Genomic DNA, 20665 nt, shown 5'->3' on the forward strand with positions numbered 1-20665 from the left:
TCTTTAAACACTAGGCAGATTTACGTTTTGCCTTGCGCTGCTGCTCTTCCAGCATTTCCAGGTGCTCGCGCGCAATTTTCGATGCTTTTACCGCCTTTTGAACTTCTTGATGAGCAATGGCAATGTCTTGCTGTGGCGCTTGGCGCTCTCGATAATCCTCTAGGTTTTCCTGTGCGGCTTTAAGCACCTGATGACATTCTTGCAGGTGTTTTCTGGCACTGGGCACATCGGTAGGCAGTGCGGTGCCGTCGTTTTTAGCATCTACATCAATATGGTAGGCAGCGATAGCTTCGTTTACGTCATCGTACCAGTGCGCAGTCCCGTGCTTTAAGTAAACACCGGCTTGGCATAAATCCTTCAAAATGCCTTCCGAGTGAGACACCATGATTAGCGATGATTGGCCCACTTTCGATTCGAATAGCTCTTTTGCTTTGGCTTTGAAAGATCTATCGCCAACGGCGGTGGCTTCATCGGAGATATAGACGTCGAAATCGAACGCTAAAGAGAGGCCAAATGAAATACGCGATCGCATGCCTGAAGAGTAGGTGCGGATCGGTTCGTCAAAGGCTTCGCCTATTTCAGCGAAGTCTTCGACAAATTTGATTATTCGCGCCACCTCTTCTGAGCCACTGCCCTGAACACGGGCTACGAATTTGACGTTTTGGCGACCGGTCATGTTGCTTTGCATACCGCCCGACAGCCCTACGGGCCAGGAAACGCGGGTGTGGCGAATGACTTCGCCGCGCTCTGGCGTATCCATACCGGCAATTAAACGCAGCAGCGTGGATTTACCCGCACCGTTGGCACCAATCAAGCCGACACTCACCCCTTTGGGGATCGTGAGGTTGATGTCTTTAAGCACCCAATCGCTGCCGTGGTGGTTGTGGTAGCGTTTGTAGAGATTTTTGATTTCAATCATTTTTGGTTTGTGAATTGTGAGTGGTGAATGGTGAACCGTGAGTCGTGAGTCGTGAGTCGTGAGTCGTGAGTCGTGAGTCGTGAGTAATTATCGATTTTGTAAGTAACGTATTAAACCACCGAGTAAGCCAGAAACTTGGTGAATTAACTCGATAGTAGGAGTTACATCATTTACATAGCTAAGGCGCTGCCCAATGAGCAGCTGTGTTTCGAGTTCACTTAGAGAACCTCGTGCAATATACAAAAAGCGAATATAGTCCTTTGAACTACCTCTTGCTGCACCTTCAGCGATATTACTGGGTACGGATACTGCTGACCGTCTCATCTGACTAGTAAGTCCATATTTCTCCTCATCAGGAAATGCTGCTGAGATTTGATAAATTTGTTCTACCATATCCATAGCTTGTTGCCATACACGCAACTCCTGATGCTTCCTCATTACCGCCCCTCACCACTTAGCATTTCCAACTCACCCCTCACAATTCACTACTCACTACTCACTACTCACCATTCACCACTTTCACCTGCTTGCCTTTTCGGTGATAAAGAGTTTCGAGTTCAACTTTGAGCGCTGCGCGGGCGGTTTGTTCACCATGTACCAGGCGGATGGTATGGGGCCAGCGGCGCATGCGTTTTACGAAGTTGAGCAGGTCTTTTTGGTCTGCGTGGGCGGAGTAACCGCTGATGGTGGCAACGCCCGCTTTTATATCAAACCGTTCGCCGTCGATAGTTACCCAGCCGCCCTGTGGGCCGTATTGCTGTATATCCCGCCCTGGGGTGCCTGCGCCTTGGTAGCCCACAAACAGCACTTGGTGGCGTTCATCGCCGAGCATGGCTTTTAGGTAGTTCATGATTCGCCCGCCTGCACACATGCCGCTGGCGGCAATGACTAGCGCCGGTCGGCCTGTTTTGGCCAGATATTCAACGGTTTGCTCGTGCTCTGCGTGGCTATCCACGGTGTAGATATTGGCGAAGTTGAGTGGATGGCGGCCACTGCGCAGGCGTCCTTGGGCTTCTTTATCCCAGTAGGGTTTTAGCTCGCGGTAAACCTTTGTAAAACGTGCTGCTAGCGGTGAGTCGACAATGATTTCCAGTGACTGCCATTGCGGCGAGCGCGCTTGATGAATAATAGTTTCTAGCTCGTAGAGCAGCTCTTGGGTGCGGCCAATACTAAACGCAGGCACCATCACCGTGCCACCGTTAGCAAGTGCTTGCTCTACGGCGGCTTTTAGGGTGGCGCGGCGCTGGCGGCGGTCTGGGTGTTGGCGGTTGCCATAGGTGCTTTCGAGTACCAGTTGGTCGCAGCCGTAGGGGGATTTAGGCGCAGGTAGTAGCGGTGCGTAAGGGGCGCCTAAATCGCCGGAGAATACGATGCGCTCTTTTTCACCGGTCTCAGCATCCTGGTAGCTCACTTCAACGTAGCTGGAACCTAGAATGTGCCCTGCCCGTTTTAGTTTTACCCGTGTGGTGCCTGCGCTTTCAGTTATCTCTGCATTTTCAGCTGTGCCTGCGCTAGCGCCGGTGTGGCCGCTTACTTCGCTTACCCTGCCTATGTTGTGCCATTTGCCGTAGGGCACGCTAACGATTTGCTTTTCGAGCTGCGCTTGAAAGCGCTCGATCAGTTGGGCGTTGCGGGTGAAGCCAATTTTTAGCGCATCTTCAATCACCAGGGGCAGCAGCTTGGCCGTGGGGATCGAGCAGATAATCGGGCCGGCGAAACCCGCCGCCAGTAAGTAAGGCAGCCTGCCCACGTGGTCAATATGGACGTGGGTAATGATGAGCGCCTTAACGGTGCTGATATCGAATTCAATTTGCAGCTGCTCGAAGCTGTCTTCCGCGGCGTCTTCCCCTTGGAAGAGGCCACAATCCACCAGTAGGGATTCGTGTCGATTGAGTAGCAGTTGGTGACAGCTGCCAGTTACCCCAGTGGCCCCGCCGTGGTGAATGATGTCGAGCATGTGAAACCGTTAGTGGTGAATTGTGAGGTGTGAGGCGTTTGGCTTCAGCGAACCCACGGTCGCAGTGTGGGGCGGTGCTGGGGTTGGTTATGTGCCCTTGGGCGTCGTTCCGACGCCTCCCGCGGGTGCCTCAAAAGCTCGCTGAACTCGCTTTCTCGTTACCACGCGCTACGGGTCGTGCTTCCACAATGTTCTGTGCATGCGCGATTTAGTAGCGCGTGGTAAGCCCCAGGCGCACCCGCGAAAGCAGCGCGAAGCGGTGCCGGGGTTTGGTTATGTGCCGTTGGGCGTGCTTCCACCATGTTCTATGCATGCGTGATTTAGTAGCGCGTGGTAAGCCTAAGGCGCACCCGCGGGAGCAGCGCGGAGCGGTGCCGGGGCTTTGGCTCTGTGCCATTGGGCGTCGTTCCGACGCCTCCCGCGGGTGCCTCGTTTGCTCGTTCCTCGCAGACTCGTTACCACGCGCTACGTGGCTCTCCACAATTCACGATTCACCATTCACCATTCACCATTCACCCTTCACCCCAACTTAATCGCGGTGATCTTTGATGATCATCATCAGCATGCTGAAGATAAAGGCGAGGAAGATGGTGATGATAGCGAATACGCTGCTGTTGTAGAGCCGATTGGGTTCTGTGGGGTACTCCGGGAATAGCGGGCTTTGCAGCACGCTTACCTGCTTGAGCTGGCGGGCAGCTTCTAAGCGGGTGTTTTCTAACGCAGCCAGCGCACTTGAGTAGGTTTCCTGAGCAAACTGTGCCTGCAGTTCTAGTGTTTCATATTGCGCTGACACACTGTTGAGCGAGTCGCCTGAAGCTTGGGCGATTCGATCACGCTGCTCAATAATTTGGTCGCGCAATGCGGTGATATTACGCTCGACTTGGCGCAATTCAGAAGACTGGGAGCTTTGGAAGCTGGCTAATGCGCTGCGCTGCGCTTGCAGGCGGGCTAGATCAGCCTCAAGTGTTGCCACCACTTGGTTAATATTTTCCACCGTTGCGGTTGGTGAAACCAAACCATATTCGTTTTGGAATTCAAGCAGCTTGGCCCGGGTCTCTTCAAAGCGCTCTTCAAGTCGAACCATTTGCTGCTCTAAAAATTTCACCTGCTCATCCGCTAGACGATGCCCCATTTCGTTCATATGGTCTTCACCTGCTTCCAGCAGCAGCGTGGCCATGTCATGGGCAAACTCTGGCGTATACGCCTGCACGTGTATATTGAGCACGCCTGCATACTCATCCAGCTCTACCTCTACCCGGCGTAAGTAGTATTGGTGCAAATCTTCAATGGGGGCATCACGGTTAAGCAGTTTGGCGAAAATATCTCCATTCTCAGAATAGTGCTCACGCAGATTCAGCTTTTCGTCCAGTAAGCGCAGCATGTCTACAGAGAGTAAGTGCTCACGCAGCAGCAACAGATCGTGGGTATTTCCCCCACCGCCACTGCCCATAATTGAAGATAGGCTAAATTCTGGCGTTGCTACCTGCGGGCTTTCCAGCACCACTGTTGCGCGGGAAACATAGCGATCTTCCGCCCATACAAACCAATAAAACGAGACCAAAGCTATCGCGACTATCGCCACGGCCCAGTGTGGCGATGTTTTTATAAAATGACGAAAAGAACGTTGCATAGTTTATTGTGCCTTCAATCGATCAATAAAGCGCAGGTGCATCAATAGCCCCAGGGCGATTAGCGTAAATGTAAAGAGCCAGAGGTAGAGCATGCTGGTACCCTGGACGACTTGGTACTTGTCAAAAAAGCCCAGGCGCAGCGTTTCGAGGCCATGAGGTATTGGGTTAAGCATCAGGTATTCCAACAACCAGTGGGGCAAGGCATTAAGCGGTAAAATCACCCCAGAGATTATTAGCAGCGGTAAAGAGAGCATGGTTATCACCCGACCAAGCTCGGGTATCAATGTTGCCACTACTGAGGTTATCAATCCTAAACCAAGCCCTAGACTCCATAACGAAAGCCAGGCAGCCATCACCCTAATGACGTTATCTGGGTAGAGATCTAACCCCAGCATTAGCCCACCGCATATAAAGAGCAGGAAGATAAAACTGCGCAGCATGCCTTCTAGAAAGTTGCGTACAAGCACGGGGTCTACGGGCAGCACTTGCCGGTAAGCGAACAGGGCTTTGTTGCCATTAATGGCGCCCATCCCCCGCATCATTCCTTCCCGCACTAGAAAAAAGCCCATTAAGCCCGTAATCATCCAAGGGATAAATTCGGCATTCACTACCAGACGATCGCCACTAACAAAGCTACGAATGCCTACCATAATGGCGACAAAGGCGACTGGCTCGAAGATCATCCAAAACCAGCCCATGCGATCCGACATGGTGCGCGAAATGGCTTCGCGCATGAACATCGCGTACCACACGCTGCGCGTGACTTGCCACGGTGTACGTGCACTCCGCCGTGGGCCGCTGTTTACGTTATCCATAGCGCTACTTCTTGAATAAGTGAGGTGTAAGGGGTGAGAGGTGAAGGGTAAGGGGTGAGGTGTAAATTGTGAGGTGTGAGAGGGACTTTCTTCACCCCTCACTCCTTACTCTTCACTCCAACCCCCTAACTCCTCACTCCTCACCCTTCTCCTATTACAGATCAACCGCTACTTTGGTTGCTACGGCAATCTGGTAGAGGATCTGCGTTAGCGTAGAGGCTAGCTGAAGGTTGTGCGTGGGAGCAGCGGGCATGACGAGGATTTCGTCGCCGGGACGCAGGTTCACGTTACGGGCGTTCTCAACGGCACCATTCTGGCGAACCACAAGAATATGGTCGTCATCTGCACGGTCGGTGAAGCCGCCTGCGCCTTCAATGTAATCGATCACGCTCATGCCTGGGCGATAAACAGCGGCTTGGGGCACAAGCACTTCACCACTTATCAGCATGGAGTCACTCACTTCCGGAATAGTGACCACATCGCCATCCTGCAGGCGAATATCAGAAATGCGCCCATCGTAAGCGACGACTAAACGGCCACTGGGTTCTAACTCACTGGCACGAGAGATGAAGTCCTGAATCAGCTCCGCTTCTTGTACACGAATCTGCGCTTCTTCATTGGTGCTGGAGGGTGCGCCTAGATAGGTTGTCTCTAGACGGCGTAGGCTCTCTTCAAGGGACTGCGCTTGCTGCTTTTTAACACTTTCACGCTGTATTGAGATGCTTTCCACGGCGGTCATGTTTTCTGGCACGGCGATGGCGTCTAGTAGTTCGCTTAAACGAGCATCCCTCGGCAGTGCGTACCGTGAAGGGCCGTAATAGCTGCCTTCTACTTCCACAACGATGGTTTCACTGCGCTTATCTGAGCTGAACAGCACTTCGTCGCCGCTGCGGATCGTTTGGCCGGCAAACATATCAATGGGGAAGTATTGAGCAATAGGTCCTTCTTCACGGTCACCACGTAGCAAAACGTGTGAAACACCGCTTCTTAACCGCGCTAGATTTACCAGCTCAGCGCCACTCAAACTTGTGCCTGTCATTTCATAACGGTATTCACGGTGAACATCTCCACCTACCGCAATTGCGGGGCCACGCTCTTCGACTACGATGGTGTCGCCATCTTGAAATTGCGGGCGGGGTATATTGCCGTTGATCAAGAAGTCATAGAGGTCGACGGTGGCGACATTGCGACCGTCGCGCATTACACGAATTTGACGATAGCTGCCTAGGTCTTGATCTATGCCGCCAGACTGATCCAGAAAATAGAGCAGGGAGTCGTTGGGTGTGCCCGCGTAACGGCCGGGGTTTTCAACATAGCCGGTGACGTAGACGGCTACGGGCTGCACACCTTGCAGGTTGGTATAGACCTGGACGTTATCTGGGTATACCGAGGTAATGGCTTGACGCACGCTGGCATCAACTTGTTGGCTGCTCTGCCCTTCTACTTTGAGCGGCCCTGAGCCAGGAATGAAAATATTTCCTTGGGCGTCGACGGGTAACACGCGATCAAGTTCAAATGCGCCCCAGGCGCGAACCGTGACTTGGTCGCCGGGCTTAATCCGGTAGTCAGGGTTGAGACCATCCCCCATCGCGCCACGAAACCCACCTGTGAATAAGTTGGCGCCAAATGGCGGTAGCGCATCGGGATCTTGTACCTTGGGCGAAACCGGGCCATATGTGCCGCTATCCCAGTTGGCTCGGGGTGTATCATTGACTTCTTGCTGCTGCAGGCTGCCTTGCTGGTTAGCCTGCTCAGGTAAAATGCTGTCGGAAAGGCTTAGCGCCTGCGCCCATGTGTTGGGCACTGCAAAAACGCTGACAAGCGCTATGGAAGCAACGGCTAACGAGCGATTTAGCGTAGCGCGGTCAAGCAGTGTGGTCACTTTCATTAATTGCGCCCCTGTGTTGTTTGTGCCACAACGCGTTGATTAACCCAACCATTGGGTGTTTTGCAGACGAGTGCAGAACGCGCGTTATTGGAGTCGACGGCTACTACTCTTAGCTTGCGACACTCGCGCCCACTGGCGGCAAGGTAGGCGGCGTCAGCCACAATCTCGACATTATTACCCCATGGGCTGTCTGGAACATTAATCACGGCACCTGCGGGAGCCTGTGTTAAAAAGCCATTGAGGTTGTCGTCTTGCAGCAAGGTGGCCGGGTCGTTATTCAATACATACTGCGCTTCTTGCTGAGCTGAGCTGGAGGGGTACGAGGCACAACCACTCACCACGGCTAAACTCAGCGCTGCCAGCAGCATGCGTGCTGGAGAGACCACTGAACGTTGAGATATCGACATAGTTATTTCCAAATAAAAGGCACGCTACCGCCCAGGGATTATAACGGGCGTATTCCCTTGCCCTACTTCTCTGGGTGGATGAAAGTGGTTGGCACAAGCGCAAAGCACTTTTGCCAGCCGCCCATTGTAGGGGAATACCGCCAGCGGCTCTACATAGACAGCTCTTGTACAACCTATTCATTCTTATTGTGAGAATAACAGCCATTGAAAAGCAAAAAAACGGCCACATAAATGTGGCCGTTTTGATATAAACAAATTCTTTAAAACGACGTTAGAAGTGATAACGTGCGCCTGTCAGCCAATATGTCCTGTCTGCCGAACTTTCTTTTCGCATGCTTGGCGCATCACCATCGGCTAGCTCTACGAACACGTCAAATGCATTGGTGACTTTATAGTAAGCGCCTGCAGCCCAGGCGTTACTCTCCTCGCCTTCGTCACGGTCTACATTGTAGTAATCTGCGGTAAAAGCCCAGGGCCCTGTGGAGTAGGTACCACCTAGGCCGACCGTTTCGAACCCTTTGCCATAAGTATCGCTGTTGTCTTGAGTCTCAACACCTAAGCGCATTGATAGCTGATCAGATAGCGAGTATGCCCCAATAAGGCCATACAGCGTTTCACCATTTCCACTGCCACCACCACGCACTACGTTTTCCACTGCACCAAACCCAACTCTGAATGGGCCTTGCTGATAGCGAATACCACCTTGTGCGGCAACAACCTCACCTTCACTACTCTGCTCTGAAGCCGTTAACCCCCGCTCACTGTAGTGCTTAACCTGGAGAAAAGAAGTGAAGCCGTTCAGCTCAGGCGTGTAGTAAGCAATTGAATCACCCCAAGACTGCAAACCCGATGATTTAAACAGTAATCCCCGGTCTTGATAAACATCAAACGGCAGCGAGACAAACTGGGCATACATGCTATTAAAATTACCTGCCAGCAACGTGCCATACTGCTTACTTGATAAACCGATGTAGCTTTGTCGTATTTCGTTGAACCCTTGATCCGTGTTGCGCTCATCGCCAGTAAACCGCCACTCCAAGTGTCCTAATGCCGTTAGGTCTGAAGTAACCGCATGACTCATTCGAAACCCTAGGCGGGAGTAGACATCAATAAATTCCGCGCCGTCATCCACTTTATTGCCAGCGCTATTAAACTCAGGGCCACCGCCCGCAATACCCATGGCAATACGGCCGTAAATATCCAGCTTCGTGCCGTCCTGATCATAAAGTGTTGTGGCTTGAACCGAGGAGATACTTAACAGACTTGCTACAACCACCGCTAACTGCTTCTTCTGCATTAGAAATAATCCCTTGATACGCTAATCTTGTTCGCTGCTTTAGCTATTCAGCTATTCTCAGCTATATGCAGCGAAACAATGTTATACAATATCAAGCTAGCTTTAAAGGAAAACAATTCTTATTTGTATTAATCAATATTGTTGGCAAAAAAGCAAAAAAAAAACCGGCCTCTAAAGAGGCCGGTTCTATTTGGTTCTGCTAGGCAGTTAACCCTTCATGCGTGGTAATTAAACCAGGCTTAGAAGTGGTAACGAGCGCCTGTCAGCCAGTATACGTCGTCGGTCAGGTCACCAAGGGTAACGTCACGATCAACAGTCGGCGCGTCGCCGTCAGCTAGCTCTAGGAAAACGTCGAAGTTGCTGGAAACGTTGTAGTAAGAACCAAACGCCCATGCATTGCTGTCGTCCTGAGTTTCACGATCTACGTTGTAGTAGTCAGCAGTGAATGCCCAAGGACCAGTGGTGAAAGTACCACCTAAGCCAACTTTATCGTAGCCGTTTTCGTCGTTTGCACCACGAAGAGCATAGCTGTCGTTGTTGTCACGAGTTTCATAGCCCAGACGTGCAGAGAACTGGTCAGTGAAGTCGTAAGAACCGATCAAGCCGTACAGCACTTCGCCGTTACCGCCGCCACGCTGAACGTCATCAACAAAACCCAGACCGATGGTGACCGGGCCTTGTGCGTAACGTACGCCACCCTGTGCTGCAACAACTTCACCTTCAGAAGATTGCTGAGCTTCAGTCAGGCCGCGCTCGCTGTAGTGCTTAGCTTGCAAGTAAGCAGTGAAGCCGCTCAGGTCAGGCGTGTAGTAACCGATAGAGTCGCCACGCGACTGTTTCGGGTGACCAGCGAATTCAAAACCGCGATCGATGTAAACATCGAACGGCTTAGAAACGAACTGGTTGTAGAAGCTGTCGAAGTTACCCGCTTGGAAAGTACCGTACTGGTCGCTTTGCAGACCGAGGTAGCTCTGACGGATTTCTGTGAAGCCAGATTCGGTGTAACGCTCGTCGCCACGGAAGCGCCACTCAAGACGACCGAAAGCAGTCAGGTCACGTGAAACTTCATGGCTCATGCGCAGGCCAAGACGTGAGTAAACGTCTACGAACTCAGCGCCGTCATCGATTTCTTGACCAGCGTTGTTGAATTCAGGGCCGCCACCAGCGACACCCATGGCGATACGGCCATAAATGTCCAGCTTGGTGCCGTCTTGGTCATATACAGTTGCAGCTTGGGCTGCAGCAGAGGCACCCAGGGCGCCAACGATAGCAGTCGCTAAAAGTGTCTTTTTCATGATGTAAGTTCCTTAACTCGTATACTGTTTCGATCGTTGCTGCTCAACTCTTAATAAGTTGGCAGTTGGCTTTTGCGGGCCATGCTCTTTTGCCATCCGCCGGTTTTTCCCGGTGGTATGCGGCACGTCCTCAACTAAGCCTTGTTATAGTCCAATGCTCGCAGAACAAACTCTATACCGGGACTCCAGGGAACGCAATAGAAAAAAACAGTGTTTTTTTACTATTTGTGCTTTTTTATGGAACCCCTGCTGCTGGGCCCGGTCTCAGCGGCCTTTGAATTTCTGCTGTAAATCTAACAATTTGTCTTCCAAGCTAAGCGACTTACGCGGCTCACCTTTTTCTGCCTTCGGTTCTGCATCCGGCGCTAAATCAGGCTGTTTCGGTTTTTCTTGACGGCTGTTTTTAGCGGCAGACGATGGTTTAGGTTGCGCTTTTTTTGGCTGCCCAGCTACTTTCTGATCACCACGTTTTTCTGCTGCGTGTAGCGCCGCTTCTTTATCTACCTTGCCTGCGGGTTGACCATCCAAATCTACCCGTTCGGCGCCCTCGCGCACTGCTTTTATATAGCGCGGGAGGTTCACGTAGTTGGCCAAGGCTCGACGAATTAGCTTATTAGGCCACTCTTCGCGCTCTGCAAGCTGTTGATGAATGCCAACTTTTAAGGGCTTTGTGTGGCCTTTAAAAAACGCCTTGGGGTAGCGCTCGTACCATTGATTCAACAGGGCGTGCGGTGAAGGTGCTTTGGCCGTTTCAGCGGTAGCCGATGATTCAACTTTTGCTTCTGGTTTGGCTTCTTCTGGCTTGGACTCTACTGGCTCGACCTGATCTGGCGCTACTTCGCTGGGTGGTGGCGTTTCAGGCGCTTTTGGGTCGAGAACCTTTGCATCGACAGCTTCTTCGCTATGTCTTTCATTGTCTATTTTAGTCGTGGCTTCGGAGCTTGGCACGCTTTGCGATTGGGCGCTTTTCAATGCCAATTGCTGCTTTAGCCGCTGGTTTTCTTCACGCAGGGCATGTAGCTCAGCTTGTGTGCGTTCAAGACGCGCTTCTAAATCATCTAATATATTCATTAAGCTGGCGGCCATAGCCTTCTCCTTTGCCCTTTTTAGTCGGCGATGCGCTCGTAAACGACGAAATCATAACTTGGCTGCCCTTCTGCTGGCTGCCCCGCTACGCGCTGTACTTCTTGCCACTCGCTGGGGTCGAAGTCAGGAAACGTTGCGTCGCCTTCTACCTCTATGTCCACTTCCGTTATGTAAAGCCGCTGGGCAAAGGGAAGCGCCTGGCGGTAAATTTCTCCGCCCCCCATTACCATGATCTCTTCCGCCGCTTCTATGGTGGCGTGCTGGTCGGCTAGCTCTAGCGCTGCAGGCAGGTCGTGGCACACGCGTACGCCTTCGTGGGAAAACTCGGCGTTGCGGGTGACAACGACATTAAGCCGATTAGGCAACGGCTTGCCAATGGAAGCGTAGGTTTTACGCCCCATGACCAGCGGTTTTGCCTGGGTAATGCGTTTGAAGAACTTTAAATCTTCGGGCAGGTACCAGGGCAACTTGCCGTCTACGCCGATCACACGATTTTTAGCCATGGCAACGATCATTGCCACCGGCACCAGAGAGTCGAAAGCGCCGTTTTGGTTACTCGTATCGTTTTGCTGGCTCATACCGCTACCTCGGCCTTGATGTGCGGGTGCGCCTCGTAAGCGTCAATGTGAATATCTTCAAAACGGAATGCGAACAGGTCGTCTACCTCTGGATTGAGCACCAGCTTAGGCGCCGCCTTAGGCGTACGCGATAGCTGCTCTTTGGCCTGTTCAAGGTGGTTACTGTACAGGTGCGCATCGCCTAGGGTGTGGATAAATTCACCCGGCTGCAGGCCGGTCACCTGGGCGACCATGGTCAGTAGTAAAGCGTAGCTGGCGATATTAAACGGCACGCCGAGGAAAATGTCGGCGCTGCGCTGATAGAGCTGGCACGACAGCTTGCCATTGGCCACATAGAACTGGAACAGGCAGTGGCACGGTGGTAGCTGCATTTCATCGACCTGGGCTGGGTTCCATGCAGAAACAATCAGGCGGCGGGATTGGGGTGTGGTGCGAATTTGACCGAGCACCTTGGCAATTTGGTCAACGCTGCCACCTTTTGGGTCGGGCCAGCTGCGCCACTGGTAGCCGTAAACGGGGCCTAAATCGCCGTTTTCATCCGCCCACTCGTCCCAAATCCGCACGCCGTTCTCTTTTAGGTAGGCGATGTTGGTGTCGCCTTTCAGGAACCACAGGAGTTCGTGAATAATCGAGCGCAGGTGGAGTTTTTTGGTGGTCAGTAGTGGAAAACCACGCGATAAATCAAAGCGCATTTGATGGCCAAACACGGAGCGCGTGCCGACGCCTGTACGGTCGTGGCGGTCAACGCCATGCTCCAAAACGGTTTGCATCAAGTCTAAATAGGGTTGCTCAAGCGCGGGCGTTGGTGCAGTCACAGAATTTCCAAATTAACAGGCGATGTAGCGGTTTATTCTAGGCGCCCATAGCTGCCCGGTCTAGCAATGCCGGCCTGTTAGCGTTATCCAGTTAACCCCGGCACCGCTTCGCGATGCTTTCGCGGGTGCGCCTGGGGCTTACCACGCGCTACTAAATCACGCATGCACACAACTGTGTGGAAGCAAACTCCTGTAGCGCTTGGCGCCCAATTAACAGCACCGCGGTGCTTTAGTTTGAAAGTTTTACGTCCACAGGCTGGGAGCGTGACCAGGCGATGATGACGAGGCCCAGCGCGATCATGGGAAGCGAGAGCAGCATGCCCATTGTGACCCAACCGAAGGCGATAAAGCCGATGTGAGCGTCGGGCATGCGGACAAATTCGACCATAAAGCGGAACACGCCGTAGCAGACTAAAAACAGCCCGGATAAAAAGCCTCGTGAAGTCGGCTTGGCGGAGACCCACCACAGAATGGCGAACAGCACGACGCCTTCTAACAGCGCCTCGTAGAGCGCTGATGGATGACGCGGCTCAGGCCCCATGCCGGGAAACGGCATGCCCCAAGGAAGCGAGGTCATGCGGCCCGGTAGCTCATGATTAATAAAATTACCGATACGCCCAGCACCCAAGCCAATCGGTACCAGAGGAGCGATAAAGTCGGTGAGCGTTAAAAAAGCCAACTGCTTACGCCGAGCGAATATCCAGGCGGCGAGGAGCACCCCGAGTAGGCCGCCGTGAAAGCTCATACCGCCATCCCATACGCGGAAGATCCACAGCGGGTCGGCTGTCCACTGCCCTAGCCCGTAGAACAGCGCGTACCCTAAGCGCCCTCCAGCCACGACACCGATGGCACAGTAGAAGAGCAAATCACCGATATCGTCATTATTGAGACCAATACGCGATGCGCGCCGACAGCCAAGCCACCAGGCGGCGACAAATCCCACCACATACATAAGGCCATACCAATGGACTTGCAGCGGCCCCAAGGAGATAGCCACTGGGTCAATCGTTGGGTAATTAATCATTTACACTCTCTAATCTGACCAAAGGAAATATGCAAGACGCCCAATCAGCACGTAAAACGGTTACAGGCTAGGAGAGTAGGAAGCGAACCCCTACCACTGCCAACAGTAACGCGAAGGAGAGACGTAGCACATGAGCGGGCAAAACATGGGCAAGTTTAACGCCTAAGCGGGCAAATGGAACGCTGGTGACCACGATACTGAAAAACGCTGGCCACATAACAAAGCCAGTTGTCCAGGCGGGCAGCAGAGGATTACCCCAGCCCACCACGATAAACGCCAGAGCCCCCACCAGCGCGATGGGTAGCCCTACCGCCGCTGCCGTGCCCACCGCTTGAGTCATGCTGGCGCCACAGCGTGATAGTAGCGGTACTGTCATGGCGCCTCCGCCAATCCCGAACAGTGCTGAAACAGCGCCGATCACGCCACCGGCGAGCGTCATTATCCATTTGCCGGGTGAGGCACTGCCCTGCTTAGGCGTTAATCCAAACACCATTTTAGCGGCAATGAGTAGAACAAAGATGCCAAACATAGTTCCCAGCGACGTGCCGGAGAGGTTGTCGGCAATAAACGCCCCAGCGATGGAACCTAATACTAAGCCAGGCAGCAACGCTTTAAGCCACCCACGGTGAATGCTGCCGCGCCGATAATGGCCAAGGGTGGACGATGAGCCGGTGACGAGAATGGTAGCGAGAGAGGTGCCAATGGCTAAATGCATGACAATTTCAGAGGCGATGTTCTGCAGACCAAAGGCGAAGACCAAGACAGGAACGATAATGAGCCCACCACCCACGCCAAATACACCTGCCATGGTGCCCGCAACGGCGCCTAAGGTTAAATAAATCGATAGCGCCGTGACGATGGTCATTCAGACGGAACCGCTTCAATCGTGCCTGGAAACCAGTAAGCAATCATATTCATGAGGGTTTGGGGTTGGTAAGGCTTGGCAAGTAAGTCATCCATACCGGCGGCTAGACAGGCGTCGCGCCCGGCATTGTCGACGTTGGCCGTTAGTGCGACCAACACGCTTTGACTAACGCCATGGTTGCGCTCGTACTCGCGCCAGCGCCGGGTGGTTTCAAGCCCGTCCAGAGTGGGCATAAAAATATCCATAAATACCAGATCAAATATCGCGTTTTGCTGGCGTTCCAACGCCTGTTCACCGCTGCTAGCGCCTTCCACCTGTAGGCCCTGGGTTTCCAGCATCTGCCGGGCCAGCATCAAATTTACCGGCCCGTCGTCGACGACCAATACGCGTAAAGTGCGCGGCGCCCCCGGGCGATCACCACTCCTCCCTTGTGCCTCACCACTCAAAGAATTTTGTTCAGAACCTGGTTCAACTCCTCCCTCAGCGCTTTGTTGAACAAGATTGGTCAGTAGCGCGCGGATATCCGATAGGTGCTCATACACTTCCATGATATTTTGCCCACCGTTATCGGTGAGCTCTTTATCAACCATGCTGTTTAAATGGTCTAACAAGCTATCCGTTTCACGCTGCAGCAGCGTTAAGTAGCCTGATTTTAATCGTGACTCTTCCCGTGCCCTTTCTCGACCGGCGATCAAGTGCTTGAGCTGCCGTTGCTGGTGCTGAAGATCGTCCAGCAGGGTTTGCTCATGCTCCTGCCGGGTGTTCTTAGTAGCGGCAGTGGCCACTTGGGAGCAGTGCATGCAGCGCTCAAGACCGGCGAGGATTTCATTAACGCTGGCCAGCCGCTGAAGGGGTAGATGAGATTCGTCGGCGACATCCGGCGGGGAACATTTATGCTCGGGCAGTGAACGCGCAGCGGTAGCGCATAGTGCTTGACTGTGCCGTTCAAGTTCGGTGAGTTCTTGCATAAAGCGATTATCTTGACGCCGAGCATGCGCTTTAACCAACATCAGGAAGGCGCCGACATTCAAACTGCTGCCGATAAGCAGCGCCGCCATTAGCCACAACATGGTGCTCCAAGAGACGTAGCTGGGCGACATCCACCACATCATGGCGCCAACCACCACGCAGAGCACGATTAATGCTGCTTGCACAAGCAGCAGTGGCCACAGCAGAGGCCAAACAATGGCATTCCAAAAGTGCTCCCTTTGATAGCGCTGCATGATCTCGCCTTCCTATTGGCCGTATGGCCGCTGATAACGTGACCGCTGTTTAAGGCCCCACACCCATTCGGTGTGACGATTTATGCTACAAACATGATACTAATGTCAGTGTACGTCTACGCTTCGTTACTGTCATGCGGCTCTTGCGTTGAACGTTTTTCATCCTTTTCGCCTGCGAGTTTGTTATGTGCTTGATATCGTTTGCTTGGCAACCCGGCACCCCCATGCCTTTGCGGCTAATGGGTAACCGTGATGAGTTCCATGCGCGCCCCACCGCGCCGCTGGGTGAGTGGCAAGATAACTCGGCCATTGTCGGTGGCCGCGATTTAGAGGCCGGTGGCTCGTGGCTGGCAGCCAAGCGCGGCGGTGTTGTGGCCGCGTTAACCAACGTACGTGACCCGCAATTGGGCACCCCATCCGGCGCGCCAAGCAGGGGGGAGCTGGTCGCCGATGCCCTGCAATGTAGCGATATAGAAGCGTGGCTAACTGCGCTCAGCCAGGGCGAGGCAATGCGCTACGCGGGCTTTAATTTATTGGTCGCCACGCCCCAACGGCTTTGGCACCTACACCGCAGCAGAGATCGTCTGGCTCTCACTGAGGTAGCTCCCGGGGTTCATGGCCTCTCCAACGCTGATCTCAACTCACCCTGGCCAAAGCTTCTACACGTACGCACTGCGCTTGAGCACACTCTTTTACAACCAGACCCGTTCCAGGCATGGCCTAGTGGCGTTCAGCGCGCTATGCAAAATCCACAAGAAGCGGCTATCGAGGAGTTGCCGGATACCGGCGTGGGGCTTGAATTGGAGCGCCAGCTTTCAGCGGCGTTTATTGTCGGCGAGCGCTATGGCACCCGCGCCACCTCGTGGCTCACTCTGGATAGCGACGGGCACATCGAAGTTACCGAACAGCGCTTTGGGCCGCTGGGGCGCTTTGAGGGTGAAACCTCTTTAGCGTTGCCCAGCAGTTCGCTTGAATCCACTTTCTAGTATTTGCAAAAAAAAGTTAGTCACGGGGCGGCATCAGGTGCGATAGCTGCCACTCATCCATGCGTCCCTCTAGATGGGTATGCACCTGGGCAGGGGTGTCTAGTTCCATCACTTCTTTGAGCAACTGCTCGGCATCGCTGAACGGCACCCGGCGAATGGCCGCGCGCACTTTGGGCAGGCTTGGCGCATTCATGGAAAGACTGGTAAAGCCCATGGCCATGAGCAGCAGCGCTCCAGCCGGGTCTCCGGCCAATTCACCACAGAGCGAAATGGGCTTATCGAGCCGCGTGGCATCGTTAGCAAGTTCCAGCAGAGCGCCGAGCAACGCCGGGTGCAGCGCATCGTAAAGACTCGATACGCGCGGGTTGTTACGGTCTACCGCCAGCAAGTACTGGGTTAGATCGTTGCTGCCCACGGAGAAAAAGTCGACTCGCTTCGCCAGCGCGTCCATTTGATAGATAGTGGCGGGCACTTCAATCATCACGCCCACTTTAGGTCTGACGACAGTAATCCCTTCTTCGCCCAGCTCTAAAATGGCGCGATCCAGCAGGCGCAGCGCTTCATCGACCTCTTCGACGTTGGTAATCATCGGGAAGAGAACGTAGAGGTTATCCAGGTCGATTGAGGCTTTGAGCATGGCGCGCAGTTGCACCATTAACACTTCCGGGTGATCCAGCGTTACCCGCATACCGCGCCAGCCTAGAAACGGATTCGCCTCTTCAATGGGGAAATAGGGCAGATCCTTGTCACCGCCGATATCCAATGTGCGCATCACCACCGGCAACGGGGCAAAGCCTTCGAGCTGCTCACGATAAAGCTTGGTTTGCTCTTTCTCGCCGGGGAAGCGTTCGGTAATCATAAACGGCACTTCGGTTCGATAGAGGCCCACTCCACCGATACGGCTTTTAAGCAGCGCGGTGGCATCTACCGCTAACCCGGTATTGACCATGAGCGGCATCGTGTGACCGTCGGGCGTGGCGCTGGGCAGATCCTGCTCGTGCTCAAGCAGTTCGCTGAGCGCCTCTTCTTCGGCGATCAGACTTTCATAACGGGCCGTAAGTTCAGGCGCCGGGCGCACAAACAGGCGACCACGGTGGCCATCCAGCACCACCGGCGCCCCGCCTAGGCGCGGCAGCGGTAAATCCACCATGCCCAGCACTGTCGGGATGCCCATGGCCCGAGCGACAATCGCCACATGGGACGTGCTGGAACCGCGTACCGAGACCAGCCCTTTGAGCTTTTCGCGGGGGACTTCACCCAGCATGGCCACGCTGATCTCATCACCGACCAAAATAGCGTTATCGGGGTAGGTTTCCGGCGTGGATGGGGTATCTTCTTGCAGATGCGCAAGTACCCTGCGGCCAAGATCACGAATATCTGCCGCTCGCTCACGCAGGTAGTTGTCGTCTACCCGCTCCAGATACTGGACGTGACGACGCACTACATCGGCCAGAGCGCCTGGTGCCCACTGGCCTTCGCGAATGCGTTTTTCCACTTCATCAGCCAGCGCGGCTTCGCCGAGCATCTGCTGATAAACATCGAACAGCGCCAGCTCTTGGGCAGAGATCCTGCTTGCCAAACGTTCGGCCGCGGCACGAATTTCGTTGCGGGTTTTGCCAATGGCTTCTTTGAGGCGGGCGACCTCATAATCCTGATCGCGGGGTATCAGATCCGGCACGCTGTTTAAATCCGCGGGCGGGGTAATCACCACTGCTTCCCCCATGGCCATGCCAGGCGAGGCAGCAACGCCTTTAAACATTGCCTGCCCTCCGGCAAGCGCCGGGCGCAGCAGGTTGCCCGTGGCTAAAGCATGCGCCAGCACACCAGCCAACTGCGCGGCCATGGTGACCAGAAAGGCTTCGTCCTCATCGTCGTAGCGGCGCTTTTCGGCTTGCTGAACCACCAATACGCCCAGCATGTGGCGCTGATGAATAATCGGCACACCCAAAAAGCTGGAGTAGCGCTCCTCACCGGTGGCTTCAAAGTAGCGGAATTGCGGGTGGGTCTGGGCATCTTCGAGGTTAAGCGGCTCGCTGCGTTTGGCCACCAAGCCCACCAGGCCTTCACCTAACGGCAGTACTACGCGCCCTACGGCTTGAGTGCGCAGACCAATGGTCTCCATCAATACCAGCGACTCAAGCTCCTTGTCGTAAAGGTAGAAGGAGCACACATCAGTCTGCATCGCTTTACGAATTCGGCGTACCATCGTGGACAGCGCGGCGTCGAGGGTGCGCGCGCCGTTCACTTCCTGAATCACCCGGCGCAACACCTCAAGCATGGACGTTTTACTTTTCACTATTATTTGCCTCGCTGAGGAATTTTCTGGCAGACTGCTGCCGCCCTACCCTGGGCAGCGGCCAATCGCCCTAATCGTCATCCTGTGCCAGACGCTGAACGCGGGGAGACAACTCCCGCAGCGCGCGCCGATATACCTCTCGTTTAAAAGGCACTACCTGCCCTAGCGGGTACCAGTAGCTCACCCAACGCCACCCATCAAACTCGGGGGTTGGGGTTGCCGTCATACAGATCTGGCTTTCCTGGCAACGGATTTTAAGTAAAAACCACTTCTGCTTCTGGCCTATACAGACCGGACGCGAATGTGTGCGAATCATACGTCGTGGCAGACGGTAGCGTAGCCAGCCCCGGGTGCAGGCAACAATATCAACATCGTCGGCGGTTAGGCCGATCTCTTCGTAAAGTTCACGAAAAAGTGCTTGTTGTGGCGTCTCGCTTGCATTGATGCCCCCCTGGGGAAATTGCCACGCATTTTGTCCTACCCGACGCGCCCAAAGCAGCTGCCCCTGGCTATTGGCAATGATGATGCCAACATTGGGGCGAAAGCCGTCAGCGTCGATCACGGACATCACCTTAATAAATTTTCAGTTGTCCCCATTTTTCCACAAGGGTGACAAGCGTATCAATACAATATAACGCTAAGTGATGAATGGTTGCGTATCAGCATGGAGCGAAGAACGTGCGTTGGTGGGAATGACATGGCGACTCTGCGATAATCCGCGTCCGCTATTTGCCTAACTAGCGTCTTTGAGCACTAACGACTGTCTACTATCCACTGACTAAAAAAGGGGAGCGCCGTGAGTCTGGCCATATTCGATTTGGATAATACGCTGCTATCCATCGACAGCGATCATGCCTGGGGCGAGTTTTTACTCGAACAAGGGGCAGTCGACCCGGTTGCCTACCGGGAAGCCAATGAGCGCTTCATGGCTGATTACAACGCGGGCACCCTGGATATGGCTGCTTTTTTGGAGATGGCGCTTAAACCGCTGGCTGATAACTCGCCGGAACAACTTTCAGCGTGGCACCAGCAGTTCATGGCCAGCAAGATCGAACCCAATATTCTGCCCAAAGCCGAAGAGCTTCTGGCACGCCACCGCACCAAAGGCGACACGCTGCTGATTATTACCGCCACCAACCGCTTCATTACCGCCCCAATTGCCGAGCGTTTGGGGGTCGATCACTTAATCGCGGTGAACCCGGAGGTCAAAGAGGGCCGCTACACGGGGCGCGTTTCGGGCATTCCCAGCTACCGCGAAGGCAAAGTCACCCGCTTAGAAAAGTGGCTGGAAGATCAAGACCTGACCATGGAAGGCGCGTGGTTCTACAGCGACTCGCACAATGATTTGCCGCTGTTAGAAATAGTCGAGCACCCCGTCGCCGTCGACCCCGACGACACCCTGCGCGAAATCGCCAAAGAACGCCAGTGGCGGATCATGAGTTTGCGGGATTGAGTTGTGAATCGTGAATCGTGAATCGTGAATCGTGAATCGTGAATCGTGAATCGTGAATCGTGAATCGTGAATCGTGAATCGTGAATCGTGAATCGTGAATCGTGAATCGTGAATCGTGAATCGTGAATCG

Annotated in this window: 19 protein-coding genes; 2 read left to right on the forward strand and 17 right to left on the reverse strand. The window is 53.9% G+C overall.

Annotated features, from left to right (window positions below; all coding sequences use genetic code 11):
- Positions 1-10 precede the first annotated feature (10 nt).
- The 15 genes from ACW17M_RS22870 to ACW17M_RS22940 form a co-directional block, all read right to left on the reverse strand.
- Positions 11-919, reverse strand: coding sequence for an ABC transporter ATP-binding protein (locus ACW17M_RS22870; RefSeq protein ID WP_190373543.1), 909 nt, complete (start codon positions 917-919; stop codon positions 11-13).
- 87 nt (positions 920-1006) lie between these two features.
- Complete coding sequence (locus ACW17M_RS22875; RefSeq protein ID WP_083868871.1) at positions 1007-1357, reverse strand: four helix bundle protein; 351 nt, start codon at positions 1355-1357, stop codon at positions 1007-1009.
- A 61-nt stretch (positions 1358-1418) separates the two neighbouring features.
- Positions 1419-2876 carry an MBL fold metallo-hydrolase RNA specificity domain-containing protein gene (locus ACW17M_RS22880; RefSeq protein WP_457548164.1) on the reverse strand — a complete coding sequence of 486 codons (1458 nt, stop codon included), beginning with the start codon at positions 2874-2876 and terminating at the stop codon, positions 1419-1421.
- Positions 2877-3405: 529 nt separating this feature from the next.
- A complete protein-coding gene (locus tag ACW17M_RS22885) occupies positions 3406-4506 on the reverse strand; it encodes a chain-length determining protein (protein ID WP_233975243.1) in 1101 nt (366 codons plus the stop codon).
- Positions 4507-4509: 3 nt separating this feature from the next.
- Positions 4510-5322 (reverse strand): ABC transporter permease, encoded by an 813-nt coding sequence (locus ACW17M_RS22890; RefSeq protein ID WP_233975244.1) that lies wholly within the window; start codon positions 5320-5322, stop codon positions 4510-4512.
- Positions 5323-5476: 154 nt separating this feature from the next.
- Positions 5477-7210, reverse strand: coding sequence for a polysaccharide biosynthesis/export family protein (locus ACW17M_RS22895; protein ID WP_039860911.1), 1734 nt, complete (start codon positions 7208-7210; stop codon positions 5477-5479).
- Positions 7210-7617, reverse strand: coding sequence for a DVU3141 family protein (locus ACW17M_RS22900; RefSeq protein WP_039860910.1), 408 nt, complete (start codon positions 7615-7617; stop codon positions 7210-7212). The genes ACW17M_RS22895 and ACW17M_RS22900 overlap by 1 nt, the downstream gene beginning before the upstream one ends.
- Before the next feature lie 271 nt (positions 7618-7888).
- Positions 7889-8914, reverse strand: a complete 1026-nt coding sequence (locus tag ACW17M_RS22905) for a porin (protein ID WP_457548165.1) — start codon at positions 8912-8914, stop codon at positions 7889-7891.
- Between the two features lie 239 nt (positions 8915-9153).
- Positions 9154-10209, reverse strand: a complete 1056-nt coding sequence (locus tag ACW17M_RS22910; protein ID WP_457548166.1) for a porin — start codon at positions 10207-10209, stop codon at positions 9154-9156.
- A gap of 264 nt (positions 10210-10473) precedes the next feature.
- On the reverse strand, positions 10474-11295 hold the full coding sequence (locus ACW17M_RS22915) for a ProQ/FINO family protein (RefSeq protein WP_457548167.1): 822 nt from the start codon (positions 11293-11295) through the stop codon (positions 10474-10476).
- A 20-nt stretch (positions 11296-11315) separates the two neighbouring features.
- Entirely contained in the window at positions 11316-11873 is a 558-nt protein-coding gene (locus ACW17M_RS22920; protein WP_190373552.1) for a dihydrofolate reductase, read from the reverse strand.
- Positions 11870-12643, reverse strand: coding sequence for a thymidylate synthase (locus tag ACW17M_RS22925; RefSeq protein WP_053857259.1), 774 nt, complete (start codon positions 12641-12643; stop codon positions 11870-11872). Before ACW17M_RS22925 ends, ACW17M_RS22920 begins: the two co-directional genes overlap by 4 nt.
- A 274-nt stretch (positions 12644-12917) precedes the next feature.
- The gene (lgt, locus tag ACW17M_RS22930) at positions 12918-13712 is read right to left on the reverse strand and encodes a prolipoprotein diacylglyceryl transferase (protein ID WP_155705751.1); all 795 of its coding nucleotides are present in this window, start codon (positions 13710-13712) and stop codon (positions 12918-12920) included.
- Positions 13713-13779: 67 nt separating this feature from the next.
- On the reverse strand, positions 13780-14577 hold the full coding sequence (locus ACW17M_RS22935; protein ID WP_457548168.1) for a sulfite exporter TauE/SafE family protein: 798 nt from the start codon (positions 14575-14577) through the stop codon (positions 13780-13782).
- Positions 14574-15800 (reverse strand): response regulator, encoded by a 1227-nt coding sequence (locus ACW17M_RS22940; protein WP_009288660.1) that lies wholly within the window; start codon positions 15798-15800, stop codon positions 14574-14576. Before ACW17M_RS22940 ends, ACW17M_RS22935 begins: the two co-directional genes overlap by 4 nt.
- Positions 15801-15985: 185 nt before the next feature.
- On the opposite strand from ACW17M_RS22940, the gene ACW17M_RS22945 reads away from it, so the two are divergent.
- Positions 15986-16786, forward strand: a complete 801-nt coding sequence (locus tag ACW17M_RS22945) for an NRDE family protein (protein ID WP_041157936.1) — start codon at positions 15986-15988, stop codon at positions 16784-16786.
- Between the two features lie 16 nt (positions 16787-16802).
- Here the strand turns inward: ACW17M_RS22945 and ptsP are convergent, their stop codons facing one another.
- Complete coding sequence (ptsP, locus tag ACW17M_RS22950) at positions 16803-19064, reverse strand: phosphoenolpyruvate--protein phosphotransferase (protein ID WP_027958836.1); 2262 nt, start codon at positions 19062-19064, stop codon at positions 16803-16805.
- 88 nt (positions 19065-19152) lie between these two features.
- On the reverse strand, positions 19153-19644 hold the full coding sequence (rppH, locus tag ACW17M_RS22955; protein WP_022519684.1) for an RNA pyrophosphohydrolase: 492 nt from the start codon (positions 19642-19644) through the stop codon (positions 19153-19155).
- Between the two features lie 234 nt (positions 19645-19878).
- On the opposite strand from rppH, the gene ACW17M_RS22960 reads away from it, so the two are divergent.
- Positions 19879-20535 (forward strand): histidinol-phosphatase, encoded by a 657-nt coding sequence (locus ACW17M_RS22960; RefSeq protein WP_009288657.1) that lies wholly within the window; start codon positions 19879-19881, stop codon positions 20533-20535.
- Positions 20536-20665 lie beyond the last annotated feature (130 nt).

Source organism: Vreelandella sp. 2A-K22, assembly GCF_054065485.1.